General features: G+C 75.5%; 8 protein-coding genes. 1 reads left to right on the top strand and 7 read right to left on the bottom strand.

Going from position 1 to position 12,940, the window contains the following annotated elements:
* Positions 1–75: 75 nt before the first annotated feature.
* Positions 76–636, top strand: coding sequence for a TetR/AcrR family transcriptional regulator (locus HS045_RS17375; RefSeq protein WP_196452371.1), 561 nt, complete (start codon positions 76–78; stop codon positions 634–636).
* Positions 637–685: 49 nt separating this feature from the next.
* On the opposite strand, the gene HS045_RS17370 is transcribed toward HS045_RS17375, so the two are convergent.
* The 7 genes from HS045_RS17370 to HS045_RS17340 all read right to left on the bottom strand — a co-directional run bounded on the left by HS045_RS17370 (position 686) and on the right by HS045_RS17340 (position 12,726).
* On the bottom strand, positions 686–6,433 hold the full coding sequence (locus HS045_RS17370; protein ID WP_196452370.1) for a non-ribosomal peptide synthetase/MFS transporter: 5,748 nt from the start codon (positions 6,431–6,433) through the stop codon (positions 686–688).
* Positions 6,430–7,623 carry a 2-oxo acid dehydrogenase subunit E2 gene (locus HS045_RS17365; RefSeq protein WP_196452369.1) on the bottom strand — a complete coding sequence of 398 codons (1,194 nt, stop codon included), beginning with the start codon at positions 7,621–7,623 and terminating at the stop codon, positions 6,430–6,432. The genes HS045_RS17370 and HS045_RS17365 overlap by 4 nt, the downstream gene beginning before the upstream one ends.
* Positions 7,616–8,614 carry an alpha-ketoacid dehydrogenase subunit beta gene (locus tag HS045_RS17360; RefSeq protein ID WP_230884078.1) on the bottom strand — a complete coding sequence of 333 codons (999 nt, stop codon included), beginning with the start codon at positions 8,612–8,614 and terminating at the stop codon, positions 7,616–7,618. Before HS045_RS17360 ends, HS045_RS17365 begins: the two co-directional genes overlap by 8 nt.
* Positions 8,615–8,636: 22 nt before the next feature.
* On the bottom strand, positions 8,637–9,581 hold the full coding sequence (locus HS045_RS17355) for a thiamine pyrophosphate-dependent dehydrogenase E1 component subunit alpha (protein ID WP_196452367.1): 945 nt from the start codon (positions 9,579–9,581) through the stop codon (positions 8,637–8,639).
* 10 nt (positions 9,582–9,591) lie between these two features.
* Complete coding sequence (locus HS045_RS17350; RefSeq protein ID WP_196452366.1) at positions 9,592–9,825, bottom strand: phosphopantetheine-binding protein; 234 nt, start codon at positions 9,823–9,825, stop codon at positions 9,592–9,594.
* 70 nt (positions 9,826–9,895) lie between these two features.
* Positions 9,896–11,170, bottom strand: a complete 1,275-nt coding sequence (locus HS045_RS17345) for a condensation domain-containing protein (protein WP_196452365.1) — start codon at positions 11,168–11,170, stop codon at positions 9,896–9,898.
* Positions 11,167–12,726 carry a class I adenylate-forming enzyme family protein gene (locus HS045_RS17340; protein ID WP_196452364.1) on the bottom strand — a complete coding sequence of 520 codons (1,560 nt, stop codon included), beginning with the start codon at positions 12,724–12,726 and terminating at the stop codon, positions 11,167–11,169. The genes HS045_RS17345 and HS045_RS17340 overlap by 4 nt, the downstream gene beginning before the upstream one ends.
* Positions 12,727–12,940: the final 214 nt, after the last annotated feature.

Raw genomic sequence — 12,940 nt, 5'->3', positions numbered from 1 at the left:
ACTCCATTAAGTGGACACTGCGTCCACTTGACCGTAGCAAGGAAGCGGACGCCGTGTCCATATATGCTCCGTCCCATGGAGAGAGCCGACGCCGCACGCAACCGCGCCAGGATCCTGGAGGCGGCCGAGCGCCTGTTCGCCGCCGAGGGCGCGCCGAACGTCACCATGGACGACATCGCGCGCGCCGCGGGGGTGGGCCGCGGGACCCTCTACCGGCGCTATCCGGACCGGGCCGCGATCGCCCTGGCCCTCCTCGACGAACACGAGCGCGCGCTGCAGGAGGAGTTGCTGCGCGGCGCTCCCCCGCTGGGACCCGGCGCGCCCCCCGCGGCCCGCCTGGCGGCCTTCTACGCCGCCATGGTGCGACTGCTCGACGACCACGCCCACCTGGTCCTCGGCGCCGAGACCGGCCGGTCGCGGTTCACGACGGGGGCGTACGGGTTCTGGCGGGCGCACGTGCGGTCCCTGCTCGTCGCCGCGGACGTGCCGGACCCCGACGCGCTGGTGGAGCCCCTCCTGGCCCCGCTCGCCCCCGAGGTGTACGGCTTCCAGCGCGACGACCGCGGCCTGACCGCCGAGCAGATCACGGCCGGCCTGACCCGGCTGGCGGACGGGGTCCTCGGCACACCCGGCTGACCGCACGCGTTCCCGGGGGCGGCCCCGTCCCCGCCCCGGAGCACGGTCCTCACCCCCGGAGCACGGCCTCCTCCCCGGCGGGCTCCGCCGGCCGCACCGCGCCGACCGGCTCCGCGCGCCCCTGGACCGCCCGCAGGCCGACCAGGTCGTCCGGGAGCGCGTCCGGCATGTCGGCGTCGAACCGGGACAGCGTCCGGGTCCGCATGGCGACCAGCGCGGTGACCGCGATCGCGACCGCGAACAGCACGTACATCAGGCCGATGCCGCGGCCCTCGCCGGTGCCGATGACGACGCCGACGGTGCCGGCCAGCGGGCCTCCGGGCAGCAGCAGCGGTTCGAACAGGGCGGTGCCGTACGGCGCGACCAGGCCGAAGCCGATCGGCAGCGTGGACCAGGCGACGAGCTGGTTGAGCGCCATGACCCGGCCGTGGAAGCGCTGCGGCACCTTGACCTGGACGATCGTGGCGTAGACGCCGTTGAGCACGGTCAGCCAGAACGACATGCCGAACGCGCCCGCCGCGATGACCACCAGATCCTGCCGAACGCCGGTGACCAGGCAGAAGACGCCGAGGGCGAGCGTGGCGAGCAGCACGCCGCGCATCCGCAGGCGGCGCGGGCCGCCCCACACCGTCATCACCAGACCGCCGAGGAGCACGCCCAGCCCGCCGCAGAACGCGACGCGGCCCACGTCGTCGAGGGTGGCGAAGCCCAGCACGAGCGGTGAGACGAGCAGGAACAGCGGGGACAGGAAGACGTTCAGCACCACGAAGAAGACGAGCATGCCGCGGAACCACGGGTTGCCCCAGGAGAAGCGCCAGCCCTCGACCATCTCGGCGGTCAGCGACTCCCGCCGCCGCCACGCCATCGTCTTCGGGAAGCGGACCAGGAGCAGCACCGTGATCGCGAACGCGTAGGAGACGACGTCCACGACGAGGATGCCCTCCAGCCCGATCCCCGCCATCAGCCCGACCGCGACCAGCGGGACGACGAGCTGCGCCGTACCGGTGACCATCTGGACCACGCCGTTGGCGTGGCCGAGGAAGCGCTTGGGGACGAGCTGCGGGATGGCGGAGGCGTAGGCCAGGCGCTGGAAGGCGAGCGCGACGGAGAGCACCGCCAGCAGCGGGTAGACGTGCCAGATCTGCAGGTTCCCGGTCCACAGCAGCACGCCGAGGGCGAGCTGCGTGCCGAACGCGCCGACGTCCCCCGCGAGCATGACGCGCCGCCGGTCGTGGCGGTCGACGAGCGCGCCGGCGAGCGGGGAGACCAGCATGCCGGGCAGCAGCGCCAGGACCGAGAAGAGCGCGAAGTCCACCAGCGACCCGGTGGTGATGTAGATCCACAGCGGGACCGCGAACTCGGTCAGCGACGAGCCGACGATCGACACGAGCTGCCCGGCGGCCACCGCGCCGAACCGCTTCATGCTCGGCGCCGGTCCGGCGGGCGTCCCGGCTCCGCGCCGGCCCGCGTCCGGCGGGGGCTCCGCTCCCCTCCGGATCGACGCGCCCGTCGGGTCCGTCGGGTCCGTCGGGTCCGTCCGGTCCGTGCCGTCCAGGGCACCCGGGGCACCCGAAGCGGCCGGACCGTCCGAAGCGACCGGGGGCCGCCGGGAGACGCCCTCCAGCCACCAGGTCGCCCGATCGGTGCGCTCCAGGCCCGCCGTGTCACCGGAGGCGACGGCCGGGTGGACGGCGGTGACGACGGCGGCCAGCTCCTCCGCCCGGTACTTCAGGTAGAAGTGCCCCGCCTCGTCGAGGACGACCAGCGCGGCGCAGCCGGACAGCAGGTGCCACTCGGGGTAGCGCTCCTGGTAGAACTCCGTCGCCGGGTCGCGCTCGCCCACGACGGAGACGATCGGCGCCCGGAGCGGTTCGACGCCCTCGGCCAGCAGCCGGGTGAAGTAGCGCTCGGTCTCCCGGGTGCCCTCCCGCCGGTTGTCGATGATCAGTTTGAGCTCCTCGCGGCTGAGCTCGTCGACGTCGAGCCCGGCGGCCCGCAGCGCGTTGGCCCACGCCTGGTCGCCGCGGAACCGGTCGACCAGGTCGGCGATCCGGCCCAGCAGGGACGAGGGCCGGGCGAAGGGGAAGATCCCGCCCAGGTAGACGGCCTCGACGGGCCGCCCGGCCGCCTCCAGCCGCCGGGCGATCTCCACGGTGAGCATGACGCCGAGCCCGCAGTGGCCGTACAGCACGACCGGGCCCCGGATCCCGGCGAGGATCTCCGCCGCGCAGCCCTCGGCGACCTCGGCCACCGGCCGGGTCTCCTCGGCGAGCCCCAGCTCCTGGCCGGGGACGGCCACCGCGTGCAGCGCCCAGTCGTGCGGCAGCGCGTCGGCCAGCGGCTGGTAGACGGCCGCGCTCCCGCCGTTGTACGGCACGCAGACCAGCGTCGCGGCGGCGCTCCGGGCCGGGGTGAGGCGGTGCAGGAGGGCGCGGGGCCCGCCCGCGTCGGTCTCGGCGAGCTCGGCGAGCCCGCGGACGGTCCGGTGCTTGAACAGGTCCAGGATGCCGATCTGACGCCCGCCGGGGGGCAGGACCCGGCGCAGCCGGGCGACCACCTGGGCGGCGAGCAGCGAGTGCCCGCCCAGCTCGAAGAAGTCGTCCAGCGCGCCGACCCGGGCCAGTCCCAGGACCTCGGCCCACACCTGCGCGATGCCCTCCTCCAGCGGGGTCTGCGGCGGCGCGAACCCGGCCTCGTGGTCCGGGCGCTCGTCGCCGGGCTCGGGGAGCCGGGCGCGGTCGACCTTGCCGTGCGACTTCAGCGGCAGCTCGTCCAGCCGGACGAAGCGCCCCGGGATCATGTACTCGGGGAGGCGGTCGGCGAGCCGGGCGCGCAGCTCCCGGACGGGGATCGGCTCCCCGACGAGGTAGCCGACCAGCCGGTCGCCGCGCAGCTCCACGACGGCCTGCTCGATCCCCTCCAGGTCGGTGAGGACGGACTCGATCTCCGACAGCTCCACGCGGTAGCCGCGGACCTTGACCTGCAGGTCGCGGCGGCCCAGGAAGCACAGCTCCCCGGTGGGCAGCCAGCGGCCGAGGTCGCCGGTGCGGTACATGCGGGCGCCGGGCGCGCCGTACGGGTCGGGCAGGAAGCGGTCGGCGGTCAGGCCGGGCTGCCCGAGGTAGCCGCGGGCCAGGCGGTCGCCGCCGATGTGGATCTCCCCGGTCATGCCGGGCGGGACCGGCCGCAGGTGCTCGTCCAGCACGTAGAGCCGGACGCCGGGCAGCGGCCCGCCGACCGGCAGGGCGGACGCGGTCTCGGGGGCGGCGGTGACGGCGTGGGTCGCCACGCCGACGGTGGCCTCGGTGGGCCCGTAGTGGTTGGCCACCGGCGTGTGCCCGGCCAGCTCCCTGGCCCACGACCAGGCGGAGGCCTCGCCGCCGAGGATGAGCAGCCGGCGCGGGAGCAGGTCGCGGGGATCGGCTCCGGCGAGCAGCGAGGCGAGGTGCGAGGGGGTCATCTTCAGGTAGTCGGTGCGGCCCAGCGTCCCGGCGAGCTCCTCGACCGGGGCCTGGGGGTCGAGGAGGTGCAGCTCTCCTCCGGTGAGCAGCGACAGGTAGAAGACCGTCACGCCGAAGTCGAAGGAGAGCGACTGGAGCAGGGTGAAGACCGATCCCGGCTCGACGGCGAAGCGCTCCCGGACCCCGGCCAGGTAGTTCAGCACCTGCCGGTGCTGCACCCCGACGCCCTTGGGCCGCCCGGTCGTGCCGGAGGTGTAGATCACGTAGGCCAGGTGGTCAGGGGTGGTGCCGGGGTCGTCGAACGCGGTCTCCGTCAGCTCCTCGGCGTCCAGGCAGACCACGGGGTGGCCGTCCGGGACCAGCGCGCGGCCGGCGGAGGAGGTCAGCACGGCGACCGCCCCGGAGTCGGCGAGCATGTGGGCCAGCCGGTCGCGCGGCTGCTTGGGGTCGAGCGGGACGTAGGCGCCGCCGGCGACCAGCACGCCGAGGACGGCGGCGGCCAGGTCGGTGGAGCGGTCGAGCAGGACGCCCACCCGGACGTCGGGGCCGACGCCGTACCGCCGGCGCAGCAGCGCCGCGATCGCCCGCGACCGGCGGTCCAGTTCGGCGTAGGTGAGGGAGGCGGGAACGCCGCCCGGCGGGATCGCGTCCGGGGAACCGTCCGAGGCCGCGCCCGGGGAACCGTTCAAGGCCGCGCCCGGGGAACCGCCCGGGGAACCGTCCGGGACGCCCCCGGCGGCCGGCGCGCAGACCACGGCGGTGGCGTCCGGGGTCAGCGCGGCCTGGGCGGCCAGGATGTCGCCGAGCAGGCGGTGGCCGGTCGGCTCCGGGTCCGCGGCCGACCCGAAGCGCAGCACGAGGTCCCGCTCGTCGTCCGAGAGCAGCGACAGCTCCCCCACCGGGGTGTCCGGGGCCGCGACGACGGAGCGCAGCAGCGTCTCGAACCGGGCGACCAGCCGTTCCACGGTCTCCGCGTCGAACAGCTCGGTGTTGTAGGTGACGTGCCCGACCAGTCCTTCCGGGGTCTCGAACAGGTACAGCGCCAGGTCGTGGCGGGTGGTCCTGACCGGTGCGGGCAGGTGGGCCAGTCGCGGGTCGTCCCCGCCGTCGGCGTAGTTCTGCAGGGCGAAGGCGACCTGGGCCAGCGGCGCGCGGCTGACGTCGCGCACCACGTTCAGCTCGCTGACCAGGCGGTCGAACGGCAGCTCGGCGTGGGCGAGCGCGTCCAGCGTGCGCTCCCTGACCCGGTCCAGGAACGCGGTGAACGGCGGATCGCCGTCCAGGTCCGCGCGGAGCACCAGCGTGTTGACGAACATGCCGATGACGTTCTCCAGCTCGGGCAGGACGCGCCCGGCCACCGGGGAGCCGATCCCGAAGTCCGTCTGCCCCGAGTAGCGGGCCAGCAGCACCTGGAAGGCCGCCAGCAGCGTCATGTACGGCGTCGCGTTCACGCTCCGGCCCACGTCGGCGAGGCGGCGGGTGAGGTCGGCGTCGATCCGGACGGCGAGCGCCGCGCCCTCGTGGCCCTGCTCGGCCGGGCGCGGCCGGTCGGTCGGCAGGTCGAGCGCGGGCAGCCCGGCCAGCCGGTCGCGCCAGTGGCCGATCTCGCGGCTCAGGTCCCGCCCGCGCTCCCAGAGGGCGTAGTCGCCGTAGCCGACCGGCGGCGGCGGGAGGGTCTCGCCGTCGTACAGGGCGAGCAGTTCCCGGAAGACGATGTCGTAGGACCAGCCGTCCACGACCGCGTGGTGGGCGGCCACCAGCAGCACGTGGTCGTCCGGGGCGATCCTGGCCAGGACGGCGCGCAGCAGCGGGCCGCGCTCCAGGTCGAACGGGACGGCCAGCGCGGCGTCGAACAGCTCCAGCGCCGCGTCCTGGTCCGCGACCTCGGCGACCTCCAGCGGGACCGGGCCGGGGTCGTCGATCACCAGTTCGGGGATGCCGTCCCCGGTGGTGGGGAAGCGCATCCGCAGCGCCTCGTGGCGGGCGGCGACCGCGTCCAGGGCGCGGCGCAGGGCGCCCTCGTCCAGCGGGCAGCGCAGCCGCACCACGGCGGGGACGGTGTAGACGGTCAGGCCCGGCCGGTACTGCTCCAGGAACCACAGGCGCTCCTGGGCGTGGGAGAGCGGCGGGAGCGTGCCGGGCGGGCGCGGGGTGACGGCGCGGGTCTCCTCCCGCCGCCGCAGCCGCCGGGCGAGCAGCGCCCGCTTGGCGTCCGACAGCTCCGGCGGCGCGGACGCGGCAGACGCGGCAGGCGGCGCGGACGACGGCGGCACCGGTACGGCAGGCGTGAGCGGTGCGGCCGACGCGGTCGGGGCGGTCGGGGCGGTCTCGGTCATTCGATCTCCCGGCGGAGGGCGGCCAGGAACAGTGCGGCGTCCCGGCCGTTGACGAGGCGGTGGTCGTAGGCCAGGCCGATGTCGGCGACGGTCCGCACCGTCACCGAGCCGTCGGCCGCCAGGACGGTCTCCGGCCGCGGGGAGGTCACCGCGAGGGCGGCGGACGTGCCGGGCAGGACGATCGGGACGGCCAGGATCACGTCGGCGTCGGTGTGCAGGGTGACCGTGATGTTCGCCCCGGCCAGGTCCTGCTCCCGGAAACCGCCGGACGCGGCGGCCAGCCGGTGGCGCATCAGCGTGGCGGCGATCTCGCGCAGCGAGCCGGTCTCGCGGACGACCGGCACGTACAGGCCCTCGCCCAGGTCGAAGGTGACCCCGACGAGAGGGGCGGCGGAGAGCCGGACCACCGGCCCCGCCCATCCGGGCGTACGCCCGGTCGCGTTCCCGGCGGTGTCCCCAGGCGCGTCCCCGGCCGGGTCCTCCACCGAGGCGAACAGCAGCGGGAAGCTCCCGTGCAGCCCGGCCACGGCCTGCACGAACAGCTCCGGCAGCCCGACCGGCCGGCGCACCTCGCGGGTGAGCGCGCGGGCCCGCTCCAGCGCCTGCCCGACGTCGAAGCGCATCACGGCGTACGCGGCCGGAACGGTCCTGTGGGACAGGGCGACGGCGCGGGCCACGGCCCGCTGCACCCGCGGCAGCTCGTACCGCCCGGCCTCGCCCCGGCTCTCGGCCGGGGCCCGTGCGGCGGCGAGGCGCTCGACGTCCACCCGGCGGACCAGGGGCAGTCCCAGCGCCAGCACCTGCTCCTCGGAAACGTCCAGCTCCTCCATCGCGGACCGGGCCGGGCCGGTGATCAGGGAGGCCGCGGGCTCCTGCGCCGCGTCCGCGGCGGGACCGGCGGGGTCGGCAGGACCGGCGGGGTCGGCAGGACCGGCAGGACCGGCGGGGTCGGCCGGGTCCGCGGAGACGACGCGGGCCAGCACGGCGCCCGGGGCGATCCAGGCGTCCTTGGCCGCGACGTGGACCAGCCGCCCGGAGGCGGCCGCCTCGATCTCGTCGGCGGCCTTGGAGGTCTCCAGGACCGCCACCGCCTCGCCGGCGCGCACCGGCTCGCCGTCGCCGACGAGCCACTCCACGACCAGGTACTCGGTGTCCTGGTTGTTCAGCTTGGGGACGAGGACGTCAGCCACGCAGGGCCTCCCGTACGGCGCGGTGGATCGCGGACTCATCGATCAGGACCTCCCGCTCCAGGTGGGCGGCGGTGGGGATCACCGACGCCCGGGAGCAGACCAGGCGGACGGGCCCGCGCAGCCGGTCCCAGACGCGCTGGTGGACCAGGTGGGCGACCTCGCTCCCCCAGGTGCCCCCGGCGGTGCCCTCCTCGGCGACCAGCACGACCCCGCCGAGGTACGGCAGCAGCGCCTCGACGTCCAGCGGGTACAGCCGGGACGGCACCAGCAGCCGGCAGGAGACCTCCTCCTCCAGCAGCAGCGACCGCATCGCGCCCAGCGCCCGGTGCGCCGTCCCGCCCGGCGCGACGATCACGCAGTCGGGGCGGGCGGCGAGCTCCGGCACGTCCGGGTCCACCACGGCCAGGTCGCCGTCGCGGCGCACCCGGAACAGCGGGTCGGACAGGCCCGTCGGCCGGGTGTAGAGGATCTTGTCCTCGAAGAACAGGCACGGCTCGCCCCGGTCCACCATGGCCGCGAGCACCTCGCGGTTGTCGTGGAAGGGCGACATCTCGTACAGCGCCAGGCCGGGCATGCCGACGAAGTGCTTCTGCAGGCTCTGGCTGTGCGTGGGGCCGTAGCCCCGGCCGCCGCCGGTGGGGCAGCGCACCACCATCCGCAGCGGCAGGCGCGAGCCGTACATCGACACCGACTTGGCGGCGAAGTTGCACAGCTGGTCGAAGGCGAGCGCGGCGAAGTCGCCGAACATGATCTCGGCCACCGCGGTGTTGCCGGTCAGTGCGAGCCCCGCCGCGACGCCGGTGAGGGCGCCCTCGCTGATCGGGGTGGTGATCACCCGGTCGGGGAAGCGGGTCGACAGCCCTTTGGTGATCTTGAAGGCGCCGCCGTACGGGTCGAGGACGTCCTCGCCCAGCACGTACGCCGTGGGATCGTCGTCGAGCAGCCCGTGCAGGGCGGCGTTGAGGTTCTCGGCTACGCGCACGGCGACCATCCCTCGGCTCCGGGGTCCTGTACTACGCGCACGGCGACCACCTCGACGGCGGCCGGGCGGAGACCTCCGCGACGACGTCCTCGACCAGCGCCCGGGCGCGGGCGTCGAGCGGCTGGAAGTGGTCGGGGTGGTCGTGGGCGTAGCGGGCGTACCAGTCGTGCTCCCGGGCCGCGCGGACCGCCTCGGGCGGGCGGGTGTCGTCGCCCTTGCTGTGCGGGCCGAGCCGGTGGACGCGGAACTCCACCACCATCGGCCGGCCCCGCCGTACCCGGGCGACCAGCGGCTCCAGGGCGGGACGGATCTCGTTGACGTCGGCGGAGGCGACCAGGTGGTGGCCGATCCCGAACGCCGCCGCCCGCCCGGCGACGGTCCCGGCGAGCTGCGCGCCGGTGGGCGTGGACTGGGCGATGCCGTTGTTCTCCACCACCACCAGCAGCGGCAGGTCCCAGAGCGCGGCCAGGTTCAGCGCCTCGTAGACCGCGCCCTCTCCCCAGGTGCCGTCGCCGATGTACACGCAGGCCAGCGCTCCCGGCTCGGTGCGCCGCAGGTGCAGGGCGACCCCGGCGGCCACCGGCAGGCTCTCGCCCTGCACGCCCGTGGACAGGTAGCGGTCGCGGTGGAGGTGCTGGCTGCCGCCCACCCCGGCGCAGACCGCGCCCTCCCGGCCCATGATCTCCGCCAGCAGCCCGTGCGCGTCGCCGAACCGGGCCAGGTAGTGGCCGTGGCCGCGGTGGTTGCTGAACACGAAGTCGCCGGGCCCCAGCAGGGGGCGCAGCGCCACCGGCACGTGCTCCTGGCCCAGGCAGGTGTGGGTGGTGCCGTTGAGCTCGCCGGCGCCGTACAGCCGGAGCAGTTCCCGCTCGAAGTGCCGGATCAGCAGGAGCAGCGCGAGGTCGTCGTCGGCCAGCCGGGAGAGCCGCGCCGGGCGCGTCGCCGGGGCCGGGGCCGGGGTGAGGGTCTCGGTCATCGGTCCGCGGTCATCGGTCGCCGCCGAGGATCGCGACGATCCCGGCGATGGTGGGGTTGTCGAAGAAGTCGTCCAGCTCGACGTCGACGCCGAGGCGCTTGCGCATCCGGACGATGATCTGCGTGATGGTCAGGGAGTGGCCGCCGAGGTCGAAGACGTCGTCGTGGTCGTCGATCGGCGAGATGTTCAGGACCTCCTCCCAGATCTCCCTGATCTGCTCGGTGAGGGTGGTGACGGAAGCCATCGCGTTCTCCAGGTGGTCGTACGGCGGGCCGCCGTCGGTCCGGCGGGCCGCGGGGGTCGGCGGCGGGCGTTCAGCGAGGGGCCGCCAGGTCGCGCAGGCGCAGACCGGGGTCGCGGCCGACCCGGTCCAGCAGCAGGCGCAGGTCGTCGGCGACCGGGCGGACGTCCGGCAGCGCCTCGGGGTCGTGGCGCAGGGCGACGGCCAGGCCGTCCGGCCCGTCCGCGCACTGCAGGTGGAGCGCGCCCCGGACCGAGCCGTTGGGGACCGTCCGGTCCACCGCGCACTCCAGCCCGGTGAAGACCGGGTCCGGGAGCGTCCGGGCGCGGTAGCTGACCGAGACGGGCGCCAGCGCGGCGTGCGGTCGCAGGCGGGGCAGCGCCCGGCTCAGCGGGACCCGGCGGAACCGGTAGACCTCCCGCAGTCCGGCGCGCAGCCGCGCGGCGAACCCGCCGAAGGTCTCCTCGGGATCCGGGCGCGAGGCGACGGGCAGTTCGTTGACGAAGACGCCGACGTGCCCGGCGGCCTCGGGCGTCCGGGTGGACAGGTCCACCGCCGTGGTGACGGCGGCGTTCCCGTACCCGGCGGCCAGCAGCGCGTGCAGCGCGGCGAGCAGCGTCTCGAACCGGGTCAGCCCGGCGACGGGCGCGAGGTCCGCGCGGAACCGGAGCGTACGGCCCGCGGCCGCCCGCCGGGAGCGCAGCACCCGGCCGCGCACCGCGGTCTCACCGGGCTCGCGCCAGCGCTCCGCCCAGAACTCCCGTGCTGCCGGGAGCTCCGCGGCGACCCGCTCGCGTTCGGCCCGGCCGTGGTCGAGCGCGGGCGGCGCAGCGGGGCGCCCGCCGTTGTACAGCGCGGCGAGATCGGCCGCCAGGACGTCCTTGGAGTGCCCGTCGAAGACCAGGTGGTGGGCGGTGAACGCCAGGGTGTGCCGTCCGGGGCCGGTCCGGTACAGGGTGAAGCGGGCCAGCGGCCCGCCGTCCACGTCGAACGGGGCGAAGACCTCCTCGCGCACGGCCGCGGGCCAGTCGTCCGGGTCCCCCTCGACCGGCCCCCCGGCGGCCCGGCGCCGTACCGGCACCGGCGCGCCGGGGACGAGCCGGAGCCCGCCGTCCGCCTCGGCCACGACGCAGCCCAGCACCGGATGCCGCTCCACGGCCGCGGCGCAGGCCGCCGCGAGGGCGTCCTCGTCGAGGTCGCCGCGGAGGTGGACGAGGAGCGGCATGTGGTAGGCCGTGCCCGCTCCCGCGGTCTGCTCGGTCACCCACATGCCCTGCTGGAGGAAGGTGGCCTCGGCTCCCCGCGGGAGGGCGGCGCCGGGCGGCGGGCCCGGCCGGGCGGTGCTCACGCGGGGGCCCGTTCCGCGGAGCCGGGCGAGGCCGCGGACCCCGCGGGCACCGGGCTCCCGGCCCCGCCGAAGCCCAGGCTCCCGCGCAGCGCCCGCTTGTCGACCTTGCCGCCCGCGTTGCGGGGCAGCACGGCGACCTCGGCCACGTGGGCGGGCAGTTCCTGCGGCGCGAGCCGGTCGGCGAGGAAGAGCCGCAGCTCCGCGGCGGTCAGGGGCGCGCGGACGACCACGGCGACGGCGACCGCGGTTCCCAGGACCGGGTGCGGCACCCCGAACGCGGCCGCCTCGACCACCGCCGGGTGCTCGAACACGGCCTCCTCGACGCGGATCGTGGAGACCTTGTAGGCGCCGGACTTCACCACGTCGCCCTCCCGGTCGACGAGGTAGAGGTAGCCGTCGGCGTCCAGGCGGCCGAGGTCGCCCATCCGGATCCAGCCGTCGCGGAAGGTCCCGCCGCCCGAATCCCCGTAGTAGGAGCGCGGGGCCGCCGGGGAGCGCATCCACACCTCGCCGGTCTCGCCCTGCGGGAGCGGCTCCCCGCCCGGGGACGCGATCCGGACCCGCCCCCCGGCCACCGCCCGGCCCACGCTGCCGGGCCGCTCCGGGTCGTACATCATGATCGTCTGGGCGGGGGCCGCCTCGGTGGAGGTGTAGTAGTTGGCGATCGCCGCGTTGGGGAAGGCCCGGGTCAGCGCCTCGGCGACCGCCGCGGGCAGCGGCGCGGCGGCGGAGCCGAGCAGCAGCACGCTGGACAGGTCGTGCCGCTCCGCGACGCCCGCGTTGAGCAGCTCGATCGCCATCGCCGGGACGAGGAAGACCGTCCCGGCCCGGTACTCCTCGATCAGCGCGGCGAAGCGGCCGGGCGTGAAGCGGGGCGGGCTCACCACGGCCGGGCAGGCGTCCAGCGCGTTGACCAGCATGGTCTGGCCGGCGTTGGTGCCGATCGGGAAGGCGTGCACCAGGTGGCGGGAGTGCGCGAACGGGCGGCGCCGCGCGCCGCAGCCGTGCGCCAGGTTGGCGTGGGTGGCCGAGACGCCCTTGGGCCGGCCGGTGGTGCCCGAGGTGTAGAGGATCTGCGCGAGGTCGCCGGGCGCGGGCTCGGGGAGCTCGCGCGGCGCCGGGACGGGGCCGCCGGGCGCCGGGGCGGCCGACCCGTGGGACGTCTGCGCGTGCAGGCCGCCGGGTGTCACGGTCCAGCGGCCGTCGCCGGGGACCTTGGCCCCCTCCGCGTGGACCACTCCCGCCGCGCCGCAGTGCCCGAGCATGAAGCGCAGGTCGGCCGCGGAGAGCCGGTCGGACAGCGGCACGGCCGCGGCCCCCGCCTTGAGCACGCCGAAGAACGCCACGGCGTAGTCGGCCCAGTCGGCGTTCCCGAAGACCAGCCCCACCCGGTCGCCGCGGGTCACGCCGCGCTCCACCAGGCCGTTCGCGACGGCGGTGGACCGTTCGTGCCACTGGCCGTAGGTCAGCGGAGCCGAGCCCTGGACGATCAGCGCGACCCCGTCGGGGTCGGCCAGCGCCCGCTCTCCGAGCAGGTGGGTGACGGTCAGGTTCACCGGGTGAACCTCCCAATAAAGATCGGATGTATGCGGCCCCGAGAATGGGCGAACGCCAGGATCACACCAGAAAAAGGCCTTTATGCCATTTCAATGCGGGCGACAGTCTTACATGATCGGTTGGGCCGCACAAGGCCCGTCTCAAAAAGCCCCGGCAGGGTCGGAAACCCTTGCCCCGTCGGGGCTTGCGCGCCCGGAGCGGAGGTGCAAAACT

Origin of the sequence: Planomonospora sp. ID82291 (genome assembly GCF_015711645.1) — a bacterium.
GTDB lineage: Bacteria > Actinomycetota > Actinomycetes > Streptosporangiales > Streptosporangiaceae > Planomonospora.
Note: the sequence above shows the minus strand (reverse complement) of the source record. Positions and strands in the feature narration are given on the sequence as shown.

Excerpts from the sequence above, each read along its gene's own strand:
- HS045_RS17375 (WP_196452371.1), top strand. The coding sequence starts at position 76 with ATGGAGAGAGCCGACGCCGCACGCAACCGCGCCAGGATCCTGGAGGCG.
- HS045_RS17370 (WP_196452370.1), bottom strand. The coding sequence starts at position 6,433 with ATGACCGAGACCGCCCCGACCGCCCCGACCGCGTCGGCCGCACCGCTC.
- HS045_RS17360 (WP_230884078.1), bottom strand. The coding sequence starts at position 8,614 with ATGGTCGCCGTGCGCGTAGCCGAGAACCTCAACGCCGCCCTGCACGGG.
- HS045_RS17355 (WP_196452367.1), bottom strand. The coding sequence starts at position 9,581 with ATGACCGAGACCCTCACCCCGGCCCCGGCCCCGGCGACGCGCCCGGCG.
- HS045_RS17350 (WP_196452366.1), bottom strand. The coding sequence starts at position 9,825 with ATGGCTTCCGTCACCACCCTCACCGAGCAGATCAGGGAGATCTGGGAG.